This window comes from Bifidobacterium actinocoloniiforme DSM 22766 (assembly GCF_001263395.1).
Lineage (GTDB): Bacteria > Actinomycetota > Actinomycetes > Actinomycetales > Bifidobacteriaceae > Bombiscardovia > Bombiscardovia actinocoloniiformis.
This window is the reverse complement of record NZ_CP011786.1, coordinates 680,018-697,273: the sequence shown is the minus strand read 5'-3', so window position 1 is coordinate 697,273 and position 17,256 is coordinate 680,018. Positions and strand designations below refer to the sequence as shown.

Genomic DNA, 17,256 nt, shown 5'->3' with positions numbered 1-17,256 from the left:
CGCGCACGGGCGCATGTCCGCTGACACATTCGCCTGGGGCCGGGGTTGGCCTACGAGCGTGCCTCAGACCACGGTGAGGGTGATGACGGTGGGCTTGCCGTCAGTGCCATGCAGGCGCACCTGCTCGCCAGGCCCCGGACTCTGCAGTCGGACCGTGTGCGACAGGTCGCCTAGGGGGGCCGAGATATTGACCTCCAGCCCGAGATCTTTCAAGGCCTTGCTGGCATCATTCTCGTTTTTGCCGCGCAAGTCGGGCAGGGTCACCATCTGCGGGCCCTTCGAGACCACGAGGTCAACTTGATCGCCCCAGTGCAGGAAGTCACCCGCGTTGTGGGAGGCGGAGATGATCTGCCCGGAGGCGATGGTGTCCGACCACTGCTCCGAATAGTTCGTCTTGAGTCTGAGCTCGTTCAGGGCCTGGCTGGCATCATCCCGGTTCTTGCCGACCACGGTGGGCATGGTCACCGGCATACGTCCCTTGGAGAGCGTGATGCTGACGGTTTCGTTGTGCTTGGTCGTGCTTCCAGGGGCCGGGTCCACCCTCAGGGCCGCGCCTTCGGGCACGTCCATCGAGTACTCGTCATTGGCATCCTGGTGGTTGATCTGGCTGAAGCCCGCCTGTTTCAGTGCTTCCAAAGGGTGCGCGCCAACCTGTGAGGATGGGACAAGGATGTCTTGGGGAATGGTTGCCATCTTTACCCCGCGCGAGACGATCAGGCTGACTTCGCCCCCGCGCTTGCTCACCTTGTCGTCCGCCTGGCCCGGATTGGCATCGATGACATGGCCCTGAGGCACAGTGTCCGAAAAATCATTCTTGATCGTGTAAGGGATGCCGGCTACCTTAAGGGTCTGCTCGTAGTGGGCGGCGTCGGCGCCCTTGATCGAGCATGGCTGGCCCTCCTGGCAGGAGACATCATTGGGGCGGGGGAGCTTCCAGTAGGACCCGGGGCCGCGGAAGTACCACCATGCGCCGCCGCCACCGCAGGCGGCCAACAGGGCCAGGATGACGATGACGACGATGGCGACCCAACGGCCGCGCCGATGGGTGGGTTTGCTGTCCATCTCGCCCAGCTCCTGGACCGCGGTCATCGGCGCGGTCTGCCGCTTGGTTGAAGGCGAGGCCGCGGCGTACCGGCGGGTTGCGCTGGGATCCTCATCCGTACCCGACCTGAGTGAGCCTTCGTCGAAGGCCACCGTGGGCTCGTCCGCGTCGGCGAAGAGGTCATCGGCCTGATCGCCCTGCTGATCCTCTCCGCCGGTGGTGCCAGGCTCCGCCGCTGCCGCCCGGACTGACGTGCCCGCGAGCGCAGGTTTGTCCGCTGATTCGGTCGGATCGGCTGGCATCAACCGGTAACGCCAGGCTTCCAGGTCCAAACCAGCCATATCCTGTTTGAGCTCAGCCAGGGCCGCGCTGGCCTCCGCAGGCCGGTCCTCCTGCTTGCGGGCCAAAAGCCTCGAGACGAAAGCGGACGCGGCCGGGTCGATGCCGGGGCAGACCTGGGATAGAGGTGGCACATCCTCGTGGACGTGCTTGAACACCACGGTCACCGGGTTATCGCTGACGAAGGGGACCGATCCGGTCAGCATCTCCCAAGCCACGATCCCCACCGCGTACAGGTCGCCTTGCGGGGTGGCCAGGTTCTGTTCGATCGTCTCCGGCGGCAGGTAGGCCGCGGTGCCCAGGAGCATGCCGGTGGAGGAAAGGGTGGCCTGGGAGGCGGCCCTGGCCAGGCCGAAATCCGTGATCTCCACGTGGCCCCGGTCGTTGATCAGAATGTTCTCCGGCTTGATGTCGCGGTGCACGACCCCGGCCTCATGGGCGGAGGCCAGACCATCCAAGACCTCGGAGACGATGCGGATGGTCTCCTTCAGCGTGAACGTGCCTTGCTGGTTCATCTCGTAGCGCAGGTTGACCCCGTGCACGTACTCCATGACCAGGTAGTCCAGGCCGTCCACTTGCCCGGTGTCGTAAACCTGGACGATATGGGGGTTGGCGATCGCTGCCGCCGAAGTCGCCTCCCGGCGGAAGCGCTCCTCGAACTGGGCCCGGTGAAGGCCTTGAGCCAGCTGGGCATGCATGATTTTGACGGCTACATGCCGGTTCAGCCGTTGGTCCAGGGCCTCATAGACCGTGGCCATGCCGCCCTCGGCGATTTTGCCAATGATGCGGTATCGGCCTTCGATGATTCGACCCGTGTTCGCCTCTGCCGCTTGACTCATAGTCGTATCGTATGGCCTTCCTGGATGCGTGGAGCGTTCTAGGACCTCTTCTTGGCGAAAAATCCACCCTGGGCGGCCCTGGGCCCCGAACGAGGCCAGGCCCGCGTTCAGGCCCTGTCCTTTATGCTAGCGCCTGGTCTTGGCAGCGACCAGGGGCGCTTAGGGCAAAAATCGGTCACAGGCCTTGGCCAGCACCCGACCGCTGGCCTCGTCAAGGTTCAAAACCGCATTAAAATCGCTCAGGGCTTGCCCTGCCTCGGCCCTGAGCGTGGCAATGCGCTCACTGGCACGGTCGATCGCCCCGCTGGAGCGGAAGAGGTCAGCCGCCCATCGCACGTCCTCCTGGCTTCGGGCCGGAGCCTGGTAGATATCGCACAGGCGGGACCGCTCACCGTCGCTGGCCGATTCGAGGGCATCTGCCAGCAGAACGGTGCGCTTCCCCTCGCGGATGTCCCCGCAGGCGGGTTTGCCGGAAGCGGCGGAGGGTTCGGTCACATCGAGCAGGTCATCGGCCAACTGGAAGGCCACGCCCAGGCCGACGCCCAGCTTCCGGGCCAAGCTCCGGGACAATTCGGGCTCGCGGCCGGCGGCAAGGAGGCCTAGCTGGAGGGGGGCGACCGTTGTGTAGGAGGCGGTCTTGGCCTCTATGGTCGCCAGGGCGGCCTCACGCAGGCTCCCCGGGTCTTCCAACGGCAGCGACTCCATAGCCAGGTCCATGACCTGCCCTTGGTCCACCTGCCCCTCCATGGCGAGGAAAGTTTGCCGGCAAGCGTGTGGGTGGGGCAGACTTTCGCAAGCTTGGTCAGCGCTGGCGCTCGCGGCCGCCGCGAGCAGGTCACCCATGAGCAGGGCCAGGGAGGAGCCGGCGCGCCGCCCGTTCGAGCCCATGTCCCCGGTCAGCCCCGACCAGTCCTCGTTCAGCGCTACCTGCGCGGATGGCTGACCTCGTCGCAGGTCGGCTTGGTCAATCAAATCGTCGTGGACAAGGACGGAGGTCTGGAAGAGCTCCAGCGCGCAGGCTAGGTCCAGGACCGGTCGCTCCAAGCGGTCCGCATCCGCTGTGGACGCCGCAACAGCTTGGCAGGTGTCCAGGAGGAGCAAGGCCCGCAGACGCTTGCCGCCATGGCTGGAGCGCAAAGCCTGGCGGCGCACCCTCTCGATGGCCTGCCGGGGCAAGCCGGAACTCCGCCCCGCCCAGGCGTCAAGAAAGCCCGAGACCAGGTCTAGCGCACGTTCAGTGACTTTTCGCGCCATTCGCTCGTCTGTCATGCCACTGAGCCTAACGGCAAGGGTGGCCCCAGGGGAAGGGACGAGACTGGTTAGCCACATTCGACCACATTGGTCTGGCGGTTAGGGAGGACATGTCGCCGCGTGCCAAGCTGGGCGGAGCGGACGGCCGGGCCTATGGAGCCTGGTCGAGTCGGTGGCTAGCGTCATGAAAGGCGGCGAGTTATGGATGCAGCGAGTCAGGGAATTCAGGCGAGCGCGGACCAGTGCGGGATGGAAGAGAGGATGAGCCAGCTCCTGGGGCGTTACCGGCGTGAACGGCGCGAACGGGGTGTGCAGGAGGCTGACCGGCGCTGGATGGAGCGGCCCCTGCGCGTCTGGGTGGACGGGCTCGGGCAGGCTCCTCCCGAAAAAGCCAGTCTGGACGTTGCCTCGATGATGGACATCGGGGTCGCCATCGCGCAGACCATGACCATCCGCGACGCTATCGTCATCTCCATGCTCTGCCCTCGCTCCCGGTTGGAGGGGTCCGATTTGATTAACCTGTGCGCAAGGCCTGATCTGGATGAGAGCGTGCGCTTCCTGTGCCGTTGCCTGGATTCAGCCTTCACTGATCCAGCCGTCCGTCCCGACCGCCCCCGCTGTCAGGCCGGGCTGGTCATGCTTGATCAGATGGCGCGAGGGCTGCCGGGCGCCTTCCAAGTGCAGCCCCTAGCGATCATGGCCTATGTGATGTGGTGGATGGGGAGGGGCGACGCCATGGACTGCGCGCTGAGGGCCTTGAGCTTGGACGAGGGTTGCACGCTGGCCTCGATCATCCTGGCGGCCCTCCGCCATCAAGTGCGTCCGGCTTGGGCAGGGTAGGGGTCGTTAAAGTCCGGATGGTGGAACAGTCCTGGCGAGGCGGGAATAATCGTCCGGTTGAAATGGTTCACTGTAGTAGTTGACGATTTGCCCTTGCCTGAAGTGCGCCTCAGCGCGGGCGGTGGGATGAGCGGGAATGTTCAGGAGGAATAAGTTGGCCACGAAGGACACGACATCCGGCGATAGCGAGCGTAGCGGGCAGGAGGAGTCCGGTCAGGTGGCTGCTCCCGCGAAGACCAAGGCCCGCAAGGTCCCTAGCAAGGGTGGGGCCAAGTCTTCGTCCTCCTCCACTCGGAAGGCCAAAGGCTCATCCAAATCAGCCGCCTCCTCCAGCAAGGCTCGATCCTCCAAGACCACCACTAAAGCCACGGTTAAGACCAAGGCCTCAAAATCCAGCGAACACGACGAAGCCCTGGAGGACAAGGCGCCAGAGGAGCTGGAAGAGGACCAGGAGCTTGACATCGACGATTTGGAAGAGGGCCAAGAGGACCAGGTCGAGGACGAAGAGCCGGACGGCGAAGTTGACGGCAATGAGGACGAGGAGGAGAGCCCCAAGCCAGTGGTCACGCCTCCTGACATCAAGGGCGCTTTCGTGGTCTCCGACTCCGACGATGACGAGAACGTGACCCCCTCCGGCAATCCCAAGCGTCGCGTTGTCACCGCCGGGGCCACCGCGGACCCAGTCAAGGATTACTTGAAGCAGATTGGCCGCGTCTCGCTGCTGAACGCCGAACAGGAGGTGGACCTCTCCGAGCGGATCGAGGCTGGCCTGTACGCCCAGCACCTCTTGGACACCGAAGGCGAGGATATGACCTTCAAGCGTAAGCGCGAGCTCAAGTGGGCCGCCAACGACGGCAAGAAGGCCAAGGACCACCTGTTGGAGGCCAACCTGCGTCTGGTGGTCTCCCTGGCCAAGCGCTACACAGGCCGTGGAATGCTCTTCCTGGACCTGATTCAGGAGGGCAACTTAGGACTGATCCGCGCCGTGGAGAAGTTCGACTACACCAAGGGATACAAGTTCTCCACCTACGCCACCTGGTGGATTCGCCAGGCCATCACCCGAGCCATGGCGGACCAGGCGCGCACCATCCGCGTGCCCGTCCACATGGTCGAGGTCATCAACAAGCTTTCCCGGGTCCAGCGGCAGATGCTGCAGGACCTGGGCCGTGAGCCCACGCCCGACGAGTTGGCCCGTGAGTTGGACATGCCGGTCGAAAAGGTCCAAGAGGTCCAGAAGTACGGCCGTGAGCCCATCTCCCTGCACACCCCTCTGGGCGAGGACGGTGATTCCGAGTTCGGCGACCTGATTGAGGATACGGACGCCATCGCGCCTTCGGACGCCGTGGCCTTCTCTTTGCTCCAGGAGCAGTTCAAACAGGTGCTGGAGACCTTGAGCCCGCGTGAGGCCGGCGTGATTAAAATGCGCTACGGCCTGGAGGACGGTCAGCCTAAGACCCTGGATGATATCGGCCGGGTCTACGGGGTCACGCGCGAACGCATCCGTCAGATCGAATCCAAGACCATGTCCAAACTGCGCCACCCCTCGCGTTCGCAGACCTTGCGTGACTTCCTGGACCAGTGATCTAGGCGGTCGGCGTATAGGAGAGGACAGGGATTACAGCGAAGAGGGTTATGTCACAGGCAGGACGGGACACCAAAGCCGCGAAAGCGCAGGAAGAAGCCTACAGCGCGGATTCTCTGACCGTGCTGGAGGGCTTGGACGCGGTACGCAAACGGCCGGGTATGTACATCGGCACGACCGACAGCCAAGGCCTCATGCATTGTCTCTGGGAGATCATCGACAACTCGGTGGACGAGGCGCTGGCCGGGGCCTGCGACGAGATCACAGTTACGCTCCACGACGATGGGTCGATCGAAGTGGCCGACAATGGCCGCGGCATCCCTGTCGATGTGGAGCGTAAGACCGGTCTGTCCGGAGTGGAGGTGGTGCTGACCAAACTGCATGCCGGCGCCAAGTTCGGCAACGCCTCCTACACGGCGGTTGGCGGTTTGCATGGCGTGGGCTCATCAGTGGTGAACGCCCTAAGCTCCCGGCTGGATGTGGAAGTCGACCGCGGCGGCAAGACCTACCGGATGGAGTTCCACCAGGGACATCCGGGGGTGTACACGGAGGAGGATGGCCAGCGCCCTTCGCCTGATTCCCCCTTCAAACGCACCCGAAAGGGCAGGCCCACCCAGCTGCGCGTCGTGGGCAAGGTACCGCCCAAGCGGACCGGAACCCGTATCCGCTACTGGGCGGACCCGGAGATTTTCAACAGCACCGCCGAATTCAGCTACCAGCAGCTGATCGACCGTGTGCGGCAGACCAGCTTCCTGGTGCCAGGGCTCAAGATCACTGTCATCGATGAGAACATCCAGGAGACGGGGGACCCTAGCAGGGACGAGCTGCTGGAGGTCGACCAGCCTGTGGCTCCAGCGGGCGAAGACTCCCAGGCTGTCCAGGAACAGGCGGCTGGGCCTCAAGCCGAGGCGGCCGAATCAGTTGATGAGGCTGAGGACGCAACCTTCGCTGGAGCTGAACCTGCGCCGAACCAGGACGAGTCGGGTGAGCCCCCGCTTGGGCGGGACCTGCCGGAAGCCGGGGTCGAGCTGCGACCCGTGAACCCCGCAGGCCATAAGCGGGTGGAGGAGTTCCTCCACACAGGCGGCGTGGTCGATTTCGTGGACTACCTTTCCAACGGCGAGCCGGTCAGTGACATTTGGCGCATCCATGGCGAGGGCTCATACCAGGAGGAGACCCAGAAGGTCGGGCCGAACGGGGAGCTCCACGCCGAACGGATCGAGCGGGCCTGCGGGGTGGATATCGCCCTGCGCTGGGTCAACGACTACGACTCCACCATCCGCTCATTCGTCAACGTGGTCGCCACCCCCGGCGGCGGCATGCACGTGGATGGTTTCATGAACGCGATGACCCGGCAGGTGCGCAAGGTCATGGAGGCCAACGCCCGCAAGCTCAAGGTCAATCTGAAAGACCCGCACGCCAAGATCGAGCGAGACGACGTGCTGGCCGGACTGGTCGCCGTGGTCACCGTGCGCATCGCCGAGCCGCAGTTCCAGGGGCAGACCAAGGATGTCTTGGGCACGGCCCAAGTCAAGCCAGTTGTGACCAGGATGACCGACGACCAGTTCGGTCAGATGATCTCCGGCTCCAAGCGCGGGTTCAAGGAGCAGGCCGGCCGGGTCATGGAGAAGATCGTCGGCGAGATGCACGCCCGCATCCAGGCCAGGAAGACCAAGGAAGTGACCCGGCGCAAGAACGCGCTGGAGTCCGCCTCGATGCCTTCCAAGCTCTCGGACTGCATGCCCGGCAACGACGACATCGCCGAGCTTTTCATCGTGGAGGGCGATTCGGCCCTGGGCACGGCAAAGGCCGCCCGCAACTCCGCCTTCCAAGCCCTGCTGCCTATCCGCGGCAAGATCTTGAACGTGCAGAAGGCATCGATCTCACAGATTCTGGGCAACAAGGAATGCGCTTCGATCATCCAGGTGGTGGGCGCCGGTTCGGGAGCGAACTTCGACATCTCCCAGTCGCGGTACAACAAGGTGATCATGATGACCGACGCCGACGTGGATGGGGCCCACATCCGCATCCTCCTGCTCACCCTCTTCTACCGCTACATGCGCCCGCTGATCGAGGAGGGTCACGTCTACGCCGCCGTGCCGCCCCTGCACCGCATCTCACTGGCCGGCAAACGCAAGGGGGAATACCTCTACACTTACTCGGACGATGAGTTGGAAGGCAAGTTAGCCGAGCTGCAACGCCAGGGGATCGCCTACAAGGAAGACATCCAGCGTTATAAGGGCTTGGGGGAGATGGACGCCGACCAGCTGGCCGACACGACCATGGACCCGCGCACCCGGATGCTGCGGCGCATCCGCATGGAGGACGCCGAGCAGGCGGCCCGGATCTTCCCCCTGCTGATGGGTGATGAAGTGCCGCCGCGCAAGCGCTTCATCGTCGAGAACGCAGACGACTTCGATCGCACCAAGATCGATACCTGACCGTCGGCTCATGGACCACTCGCGGCTGGCCTGCTACCGGGTGCGAGCGTGAGGGGAGGGTAAAGATGAGCGAGTTGAACAAGGCCCTGGCCGCTTTCTCACCGCAGACCCAATCCTGGTTCCTCCACGCCTTTGGCCAGCCCACGCCCGCCCAGGAGGCTGCTTGGCCGGCCATCCGCTCGGGCGCGAACTCGCTGATTGTGGCGCCGACCGGTTCTGGGAAGACCCTGGCCGCCTTCCTTTGGGCCATTGACCAGCTCATGAGGCGGCCGCCAGCCGGCGAGGCGGCGGCGGTCAAAGACAAACCGGGCGTGAGCGTCCTTTACATCTCGCCTCTGAAAGCTCTGGGCGCGGATGTGGCGCGCAATCTGGAGACACCGCTCGCCGGCATCGCCGCGGCCTACCAGGAGGAGGGTCTGGAGGCGCCTACGGTCAGCGTGGCTGTGCGCTCAGGCGACACAGATACCAAGGGACGACGAGCCATCGCGGCCCATCCGCCGGACATCCTGGTCACCACCCCCGAATCCCTCTACCTGCTGCTCACCTCCAAGGCCCGCAAGATCCTGACCAGCGTCAGAACCGTCATCATCGACGAGATTCACGCCCTTGCCGCTTCCAAGCGCGGAGTCCACTTGGCCTTGAGCCTGGAGCGTCTGGACCTGCTGACCGGGCGGCCCGCTCAAAGGATCGGCCTGTCGGCCACGGTCCGCCCAGTAGAGCGGGTGGCTGCTTTTCTGGGAGGCTGCCGGCCAGCCGACGTCGTTGCACCCGCTTCGCCATCCCGTTTGGACTTGCAGGTGGTCGACCCTGTGAAGGACATGGCCGACCTGGACAGTGCGCCCGCCTCGGGCGGGGGCGACATGGAAGCGGGGAGCGCTGCGGGTGAGCGCTCGATTTGGTCGGCGGTCGAGCGCTCCATATTCCAGGCGGTGCTCGCCCATCGTACGACTTTGGTCTTCGTCAACTCCCGTGGGCAGGCGGAAAGGCTGACCGCTCGCCTCAATGAGCTGGCCACTCCGGCGCCCGCCCCCGCTTCTGCGGCAAGCGAAGGTTTGGCGGGCTCCCAAGGCAAGGACGGGAGCGGCGTTCATTACGCATCGACAGGGGGATCCATCTCCCAGCGTGTGTGCACCAGCTCGAGTCCCATTGCGATGGCCCACCATGGATCAGTCTCCAAGGAGCGCCGGAGGATGATTGAAGAAGCCCTGAAGGCAGGTGACCTGCGCTGCGTCGTAGCCACGTCTTCCCTGGAATTGGGCATAGACATGGGAGCGATCGACCTGGTCATCCAAGTGGCTCCGCCCCTATCCGTAGCTTCCGGCTTGCAACGTGTCGGACGGGCGGACCATCAGGTGGGAGCCGAGTCGCACGCCTTGATTTACCCGCTTAACCGCCGGGAGATCCTTGGTGCGGCCGCCAGCGTCGAGGCCATGCTGGAGGGCGCGATTGAGCCCACTAAGGTGCCCGACAACCCGCTGGATGTGTTGGCCCAGCAGACAGTGGCAGCCGTCTCGATGGATGACATGGCGGTTGATGACTGGTACCACGTGGTCAGGCAGGCTGCGCCCTACAGCCAGTTGGACCGGGCTGTATTCGAAAGCGTCCTGGCCATGCTCGCCGGTGTTGGCGCCGATGAGCGCTTTCGCGCTTTCCGTCCGTCCTTGGCATGGGACCAGCGATCCGGCGTCCTGTCGGCCAGGCCCGGCGCCCAGCGCTTGGCCGTCACTTCGGGCGGCACGATACCAGACCGTGGCAGCTACACGGTGGTCTTGCCCCAGGAGGAGACGGGCTCTGGCCGAGCTCCTCGGAGGGTGGGGGAGCTGGATGAGGAGATGGTTTACGAGTCGAGGGTGGGCGACATCATCACCTTGGGCACCAGTTCCTGGCGCATCCAGCAAATCACCAACGACCGGGTCATCGTCCAACCGGCGCCTGGCCGTTCCGCCCGCCTGCCCTTCTGGCACGGCGAGGGTGTGGGCCGCGACGCTGGTTTCGGCCGTCGTTTGGGTCGGCTCACGCGCGACCTTGCGGCGGGACTGATTCCGGCATCCCAGTCTCCAAGGGGGATGGCGGGATTCGATTCCAGGACCAGCCGACGGTTGTCCCGGGCTGGCGTGGACGCCAACGGACAAGGTAATCTGGCCTCTCTCTTGGCCGAGCAGGAGGGGTCTACCGGCCTGCTGCCCAGCGACCGGGAGCTCCTGGTGGAGCGCTGCAAGGACGAAGAAGGCGACTGGCGGATCATCCTGCATTCCCCCTATGGCGCCCGGGTCCACGAGCCCTGGGCCCTCGCCATCAGCGCCAGGCTCAAGCGGGAGCGGGGCTACGACGGTTCCGTCTACGCGTCCGATGACGGCATCGTCATGCGCCTGGCTCAGGAGGATGGGGATTTGCCGGCCGAGGATTTATTCGTCTTCGACCCCGACCGTTTGGAGGAGGAAGTCCGCACGGCGGTAACCCAGTCGGCCCTCTTCGCTGGGCGCTTCCGCCAGGTGGCCGCCCGCTCCCTCTTCATGCCCAAGGCCCAACCTGGGCGCAGGGTGCCTCTCTGGCTTCAACGACTCCGGTCCTCCCAGCTCCTCCAAGCCGCCCGCGAGCAAGGCAGCTTCCCCTTGCTCGCGGAGACCATGCGCGAGTGCCTGGAGGATGTCTACGACCTGCCCTCCTTGCGGACCCTGATGAAAGCCTTGGAGTCCGGGCAGGTGGGGCTGGGTGATGTGAGCACCAGTACTCCCTCGCCATTCGCGACCGGGCTCTTGTTCGGCTATGTCAGCGCTTACATGTACCAATACGACTTGCCCCAGGCCGAACAAGACGCCGCCATGCTCTCCCTGGATTCCGTTCTCCTGGCCAAGCTGATCGGCGGCTCACAGGTTCAGGACCTGATTGATCCCAGTCAGGTTGCCACCCTTGAGGCTGACCTGCAATGCCTGTCTCCGCACAGGCGCAAGAAGGACGCGGAAGGGGCGGCTGACCTCCTGCGTTCGCTAGGGCCTCTGAGCCTGAAGGAGCTCTCGGCCCGGCTCAAACCCGCTGACGAGTCCGGCTCGCCCGGTGCGGGGGACGATCGCGGCAGGGCGCTTGGGTTCCTGGACCGGTTGCACGAGCAAGGCAGGGCGCGTTCGGTCACGGTCGGGGGTGAAACCTACTGGGCGAGCCCCGATGACGCTGTGCGTCTGGAATCGTTGCGAGACGGGCGGGAGGACGCCCCGAAGGCCATGCGTGAGCTGACCCTTGTCTACGCTGCCACTCACGGGCCCTTTACCAGGCAAGATTTGGTGGAACGCTACGGGTTTGACCCCTCGGCCCTGAGCCGGCTCTTGGCCGACCTGGAGGGGGAGGGGCTGATTATGCAGTGGCGGTCCACTGCCGCTCAAGGCTCCAATGGAGGACCTGGCAACGAGCGCGGAGCGGGACGGCAATGGCTTCACCAGAGGGTTTTCCAATCCCTACGTTCGCGTTCCTTGAAGCAGGCACGTCGGGCTGTGCGACCGGTGAAGCCCGCAGCTTACAGCAGTTTCCTACTGAAACGGCAGGGGGTGGGTCCGCTGGGCCGAGGCCGCTACCGGGGTGCCTCAGGCCTTCTGAGTTTGTTAGAGGTTTATGAGGGGGTCTACCTGCCGGCCGACATGTGGGAGAGCAGTTTTCTGCCGACGCGGGTGGCTGATTACGAGCCGGCGATGATCGACGAGCTCCTAGCCGCTGGAGACCTTATCTGGTTGGGTCGCAGGCAGGCAGGCGAGTCGGTCGGCTCCCTCGCTTGGTACCTGTCCGATTCACCCCTCCTGGCCCTCCCAATGTCACGGGCGGTAACGGGAACCGGGGGAGCGAAGCACGGGCAAGGTGAGGCAGCCGTTGCCACGGACCTGGGCCAGGATTCCTCCCAGCCTATCCTCAAAGCTCTCGCCGCTGGCGGCTCTTACCATTTCAGGCAGTTGGAAGCCATCTGCCAGCAGGGTGGACCTGAGTCGCTGGACCCCGAGCGGCTTGCGGTGGCCCTCTGGCGCTTGGTCTGGCAGGGGAGGCTGACCAACTCCACTTTGGCTCCCATCCGACAGCTTCTGGGCGAGCGAGCAGCGCGTCACCCCAGGCCGAGCGCCAGCCTGCGCCGCAGGGCCCGGGCGGCTGTCAATCCTCGGACGCTGGCGGGGGGCCGGTCCCTGGCTGGCGCGGACCGCGACCAGCGTTTGCTCCAGGCGGCCTCACAGGGCCTATGGTCCCTGCCTCAGGCGGTGGCGATGGGCCCGTCCCAGCCAGCGGCGACCGAAGACTTGACCCGCCAGGCATTGGAGGCCGCTCAGCAGGTCCTGGACCGCGACGGGCTTGCGACCTCACCGACGGTCAATCAGCAGGACGCGCCCATGCGGTTCACTGACCTCTATCCGGTATTCAAGCGCATGGAGGATGCTGGACAGCTGCTGCGGGGAGCGTTCGTGCAAGGCTTGGGACCCACCCAGTTCGCTGAGCGCGAGGTGGTCAGCGCGCTTCGGGACCAAGCGGGGGAACCCTCCTCGCGGACGGGTACGGAAGCTGGGACGGCCCTGGTGATTGATTCCCGCGATCCAGCAAACCTCTATGGTGGCGTATTGCCCTGGCCGCCACTGGCTGAGCCCAAAGGCTCCCAGGTTGTGCGCCCTAGCCGCAGGCCCGGCGCGCTGGTCGCCTTCTGGCAGGGCCGACCCGCCCTCTACGCGGGGGTGCAGGGTCGTCACCTGCTCGTTTTCGAAGGCGTAAACCAGCCCGGACTGGAGCGGGCCTGTGAAGAACTGGCGGTCTGCCTGCGTTCCCAGCGACGACCCGCCTCATTCAAGGACGTCAATGGCCTGCCGTTCCAGGTCGCCTCGCCAATCAGCCGGAGCCTCCAAAATGCCGGATTCACCTTCGGCCCGCAGGGCATGAAGCTCTACCGCTAGAAGGAAGCGGCAGAGCCGGCCGATTCAAGCGACGTAGGCGATTGGCGCCGCCAGGTCCTGTCCTGAAGCATCACGGCGCATATCCACGTCAGGTAGGTCGACCGGACGGCCCGAGGCGGTCGAAGCGCGCAGGGGCCAGGGGCCTACGCAGGCCAGGATCAACTGGTCCTGCCCCTTGAGGAAACGCTGGGAGCGCACGCCGCCGGTGCCGCGCCCCTTGACCGGGTACATCTGCAGGGGGGTGACTTTAGCGGCGCCGTTCTCAGTGCCCGGCAGGGCCTCGCCCGAACCCGCCACAGTCAGGACCACGGCCCCGGACTGGCTGGTTAAGCCGTTCTCTCCCTCGCGATAGGTCCAGGAGACCTGCCCCGCGGGCACGACCGCGAAGGCGGCCACCTTGCGGCCCTCGGCCAGACGGATGCCGGTCATGCCAGCAGAAGTCCTACCTTGCGGGCGAACCTTGGCGGCCTCGTAAGTGAGCAGGCAGGAGTCGGAGGAGATGAGGACCATGCGGTCGTCATCGGCCGCTGGAGCCGCGAACAGGAGACTGTCGCCCTCCTTCAGGTCGATAATCGACCAGGAATCCATCGTGCTGGGGGAGACGCGGTTCCAACGCTTGACCACGCCTTGCCGGGTGCCAAGCCCTAGCGGGCGTTGGTCGGACAGGTCAATCGCGGCCACAGTGCGTTCACCCTCGACCGGGCTGGTCGAATGAGTGCCGCCAATGAGCTCATCGGCGCGCACTCCGCCTGCCAGGCTCAGCGAGGTGGTCATGGGCACCTGGGGCAGGTCGGCCACCGGTGCCGTGACCAGACGGCCAGCTGATGTGACCAATGCATAGTCGGCCAGCGTGTGGGTGACGAAGATGGAGACGATTTGATCGTCGTCTGCCCGTCCATCGGCTGCGGATCGGGCGCGCCATAGGTCAAGGGCCCCCTCGCCTGAGCGGGCGATCAAGCCGGACGCGCTCAGCAGGAGGGTGCAGGGCTCGTCCTTGACCTGCATTGCGACCGGGTCCGCGGTCGAAGCGGCCTTTGCGCTGACCGTGGCCAAGCCCAGGTCGGAGGTTCGTTCGCCCTGGGTGAGCTTGGGATCGGACCCGCCTTGAAGGGCCACGGGCTCCAGATCGCCGGAAGGCTCCGCGTCCAGGATGACGGTGCGCCGTGGGCTGCCCCAGGCCTGGACCGCCTGGTCCATCTCGTCTACCACCACTTTGTCGAGTTCGGCGGCGGAACTCAGAATCAGCTCCAGGGCCTCCAGCTGCTCTTTGAGTTCGTCGCGCTCGCCCTCCAACTCGATTCGGCTCATCTTGGTCAGTCGGCGCAAACGGAGCTCCAGGATGTATTTGGCCTGGACCTCGTCCAGGTCGAAGACCGCCATCAGGCGTGTCTTGGCCGTGTCGGCATCCTCCGAGGTGCGAATCACCTGGATGACCTCATCAATGTCGATCATGGCCAGGAGCAGGCCCTCCACCAGATGCAGGCGCTCCTGGGCGCGCTGCTTACGGTACTTGGATCGGCGGTGCACGACCTGACGGCGGTGCTTGATCCAGACCTCAAGGAGTTCCTTCAGACCCATCGTGTGGGGGCGGCCATCCACAAGTGCCACGTTGTTGATTGTGAAGGAGTCCTCCAAGGGGGTGTACTTGAAGAGCTGGGCCAGTACCTTGGCTGGGTCGAAACCGGATTTGAGCTCAATGACCAACCGGGTGCCGTTGTGCCGGTCGGTCAGGTCAATCGCGCCGGAGATCCCCTCGATCCGGTGGTTCTTGACCCCCTCGGAGATGCGCTCCAGAACCCGCTCGGGTCCCACCATGAACGGCAGTTCGGTCACGACGATGGCCTTCTTGCGGGCGGTCACGTTCTCGGTATGGGTCACGGAGCGGGTCACGAAAGCGCCGCGGCCGCTCTCGTAGGCCTGACGGATGCCCTCGCGCCCCACGATCACGCCCCCGCCGGGCAGGTCGGGTCCAGGCAGGTAGGTCATCAGCTCATCCAAGCTGGCCTGCGGGTGGGTCATTAGGTGCTTGGCCGCCGCGACCACTTCGCCCAGGTTATGGGTGATCATGTTGGTGGCCATGCCCACGGCGATGCCGGAGGAACCGTTGACCAGCAGGTTGGGGATGGCCGAGGGCAAGACGGTCGGCTCTTTGAGTTTGTTGTCGTAGTTAGGAGTGAAATCGACCGTATCCTCGTCGATATCGGCATTCATGCCGAGCGCTGCGGACGCCAGGCGGGCCTCGGTGTAACGGGAGGCCGCAGGGCCGTCGTCGAGGGAGCCGAAGTTGCCATGGCCATCCACCAGGGGTAAACGCATGGCGAAAGGCTGGGCGAGGCGGACCATCGCCTCGTAAATCGAGGAATCGCCGTGGGGGTGGAGCTTACCCATCACCTCGCCGACGGCGCGTGCGGACTTCATGTAAGGCTTGTCGGGCGTGAGCCCCATCTGGCCCATCTGGTAGATGATGCGGCGCTGGACCGGCTTCAATCCATCCCGGGCGTCCGGCAGGGCCCGGGCGTAGATGACCGAGTAGGCATACTCCAGGAAGGATTTGCTCATCTCCTCGCCCAGGGGCGTTTCAACGATGTGTTCCTTGATCTGCCGCATGTCGTACCCGGGGTTGCTCTTGCGATGCGATGCCATATACTGCCAGCTCCTGCCTTGTGCGTCCGCTGCCCCATAATAGCGGCAGCCAGACCCAAGGCACTGGTCCGACCGCCGCCCGCTTTTTCTAGCTGCGCCTGATGCGAACTCGTGGTTGAATGGGGGTATGGCTGATTTTTCATGCATGGGCGACCTGACCGACTTGGCAGACGACATCACTTACGGGGATGGGTCCGGCCCCGCAGCCGGCCGTGGGCAGGCAGCTCACCTCTCCTCTGTCCTGCCGGCTCTCTCCTCGGTCCTGGGCGTGCCTGTCTCCACCCCTGTTCACCCGGACCCCGCGGCCTTGCAAGAGGTCCTAGGCCTGCCGTCCGCCCGGTCCGCGGTTGTGGTCTTGGTGGATGGGCTGGGTTATTGGAACCTAAAGCGCCGCCTGGGGCACGCTCCCTACTTGCGTTCCTTGCTGTCGCAGGAGGCCAACGACAGGCCCATCGCCACTTGCCTGCCTTCCACGACGGCCGCGGCCATGGGGGTCTTCGGCACTGGCACCTGTCCGGGCCTGACCGGCATGGCCGGTTACACCCAGCTCAACCCGAGCAACGGCGAGTTGAGCCAATTGATTCAGTTCCGCAACGCCCTGGAGCCCGAGGACATGCAACGCCAGCCCACCATATTCGAGCGTCTGAAGGCCCAGGGGCTGCGCGTCACTACGTCAGGTCTGCCCAAGTTCGCTGACTCTGGCCTGACCCGCGCAGCCCTGCGGGGGACCGATTACATTGTTGGGCGAACCTCCACCCAGCGGGTTTATACGGCCGCTAATGCCGCCAGGGAACCTGGCCTGACCTACCTCTATTTGCGCGAGGTGGATAAGGTAGGGCATTCCTACGGCTGGGAGGGCGACGAGTGGGTCGCGGCCCTGGAGCAGACCGACGCCGACCTTGCCCTCCTGAGCCGGTCAGTACCAGCGGGCACCGTAATCGTCATCGTCGCTGACCACGGGATGGTCACAGCCGACCCGAACCTGCGCTTCGATATGGCCGAGCGGGAGGACCTTCAGGCCGGGGTCAGGTTGGTGGGCGGCGAGCCTCGTCAGGTCATGCTCTACTTGGAGGAGGGCGTTGACCCTGAGCTGGCAGCGCAGCGTTGGCGCGAAGCTTTAGCTGGTAGGGCGCTAGTGCGTACCAAGGCCCAAGCGCTCGCCGCAGGTCTGTTCGGCCCGGTGGAGGCGCGCAATGAGCCGGTTATCGGTGACCTGCTGATTTCCTGCATAGGAGGCACCACTTTGGTGGACTCGCGCACGCAGGGCGAACAGGCTACCTACATGCCCGGCGTGCATGGTTCACAGACCTATTTGGAGACTGACATCCCCTGCTTGGTGGACTTGGTTTAGGGGAGGGGGGGCAAG

Annotated in this window: 8 protein-coding genes; 5 read left to right on the top strand and 3 right to left on the bottom strand. The window is 64.8% G+C overall.

Features of this window, described 5'->3' with window-relative positions:
• Positions 1–63 precede the first annotated feature (63 nt).
• Together AB656_RS02775 and AB656_RS02770 are read right to left on the bottom strand one after the other, a co-directional pair.
• Entirely contained in the window at positions 64–2,220 is a 2,157-nt protein-coding gene (locus AB656_RS02775; RefSeq protein WP_033504105.1) for a Stk1 family PASTA domain-containing Ser/Thr kinase, read from the bottom strand.
• A 159-nt stretch (positions 2,221–2,379) separates the two neighbouring features.
• Entirely contained in the window at positions 2,380–3,489 is a 1,110-nt protein-coding gene (locus AB656_RS02770) for a polyprenyl synthetase family protein (RefSeq protein WP_033504104.1), read from the bottom strand.
• Positions 3,490–3,672: 183 nt separating this feature from the next.
• Between AB656_RS02770 and AB656_RS02765 the strand changes: the two genes are divergently transcribed.
• The 4 genes from AB656_RS02765 (at position 3,673) to AB656_RS02750 (ending at position 13,247) form a co-directional block, all read left to right on the top strand.
• Positions 3,673–4,311, top strand: coding sequence for a DUF4192 family protein (locus AB656_RS02765; protein ID WP_052201413.1), 639 nt, complete (start codon positions 3,673–3,675; stop codon positions 4,309–4,311).
• A gap of 154 nt (positions 4,312–4,465) precedes the next feature.
• On the top strand, positions 4,466–5,893 hold the full coding sequence (locus AB656_RS02760; RefSeq protein ID WP_033504152.1) for an RNA polymerase sigma factor: 1,428 nt from the start codon (positions 4,466–4,468) through the stop codon (positions 5,891–5,893).
• A 50-nt stretch (positions 5,894–5,943) separates the two neighbouring features.
• The gene (locus AB656_RS02755) at positions 5,944–8,334 is read left to right on the top strand and encodes a DNA gyrase subunit B (protein WP_051905285.1); all 2,391 of its coding nucleotides are present in this window, start codon (positions 5,944–5,946) and stop codon (positions 8,332–8,334) included.
• Positions 8,335–8,399: 65 nt separating this feature from the next.
• Positions 8,400–13,247 carry an ATP-dependent helicase gene (locus AB656_RS02750; RefSeq protein ID WP_033504103.1) on the top strand — a complete coding sequence of 1,616 codons (4,848 nt, stop codon included), beginning with the start codon at positions 8,400–8,402 and terminating at the stop codon, positions 13,245–13,247.
• 24 nt (positions 13,248–13,271) lie between these two features.
• Here the strand turns inward: AB656_RS02750 and AB656_RS02745 are convergent, their stop codons facing one another.
• On the bottom strand, positions 13,272–15,890 hold the full coding sequence (locus tag AB656_RS02745) for a DNA gyrase/topoisomerase IV subunit A (RefSeq protein ID WP_033504102.1): 2,619 nt from the start codon (positions 15,888–15,890) through the stop codon (positions 13,272–13,274).
• 127 nt (positions 15,891–16,017) lie between these two features.
• On the opposite strand from AB656_RS02745, the gene AB656_RS02740 reads away from it, so the two are divergent.
• A complete protein-coding gene (locus AB656_RS02740) occupies positions 16,018–17,241 on the top strand; it encodes an alkaline phosphatase family protein (RefSeq protein WP_033504101.1) in 1,224 nt (407 codons plus the stop codon).
• The last annotated feature ends 15 nt before the right edge of the window (positions 17,242–17,256 follow it).

Bases quoted from the DNA above. Each gene is read 5' to 3' on its own strand.
- AB656_RS02775 (WP_033504105.1), bottom strand. From the start codon at position 2,220: ATGAGTCAAGCGGCAGAGGCGAACACGGGTCGAATCATCGAAGGCCGA.
- AB656_RS02770 (WP_033504104.1), bottom strand. From the start codon at position 3,489: ATGACAGACGAGCGAATGGCGCGAAAAGTCACTGAACGTGCGCTAGAC.
- AB656_RS02765 (WP_052201413.1), top strand. From the start codon at position 3,673: ATGGATGCAGCGAGTCAGGGAATTCAGGCGAGCGCGGACCAGTGCGGG.
- AB656_RS02755 (WP_051905285.1), top strand. From the start codon at position 5,944: ATGTCACAGGCAGGACGGGACACCAAAGCCGCGAAAGCGCAGGAAGAA.
- AB656_RS02750 (WP_033504103.1), top strand. From the start codon at position 8,400: ATGAGCGAGTTGAACAAGGCCCTGGCCGCTTTCTCACCGCAGACCCAA.
- AB656_RS02745 (WP_033504102.1), bottom strand. From the start codon at position 15,890: ATGGCATCGCATCGCAAGAGCAACCCCGGGTACGACATGCGGCAGATC.
- AB656_RS02740 (WP_033504101.1), top strand. From the start codon at position 16,018: ATGGCTGATTTTTCATGCATGGGCGACCTGACCGACTTGGCAGACGAC.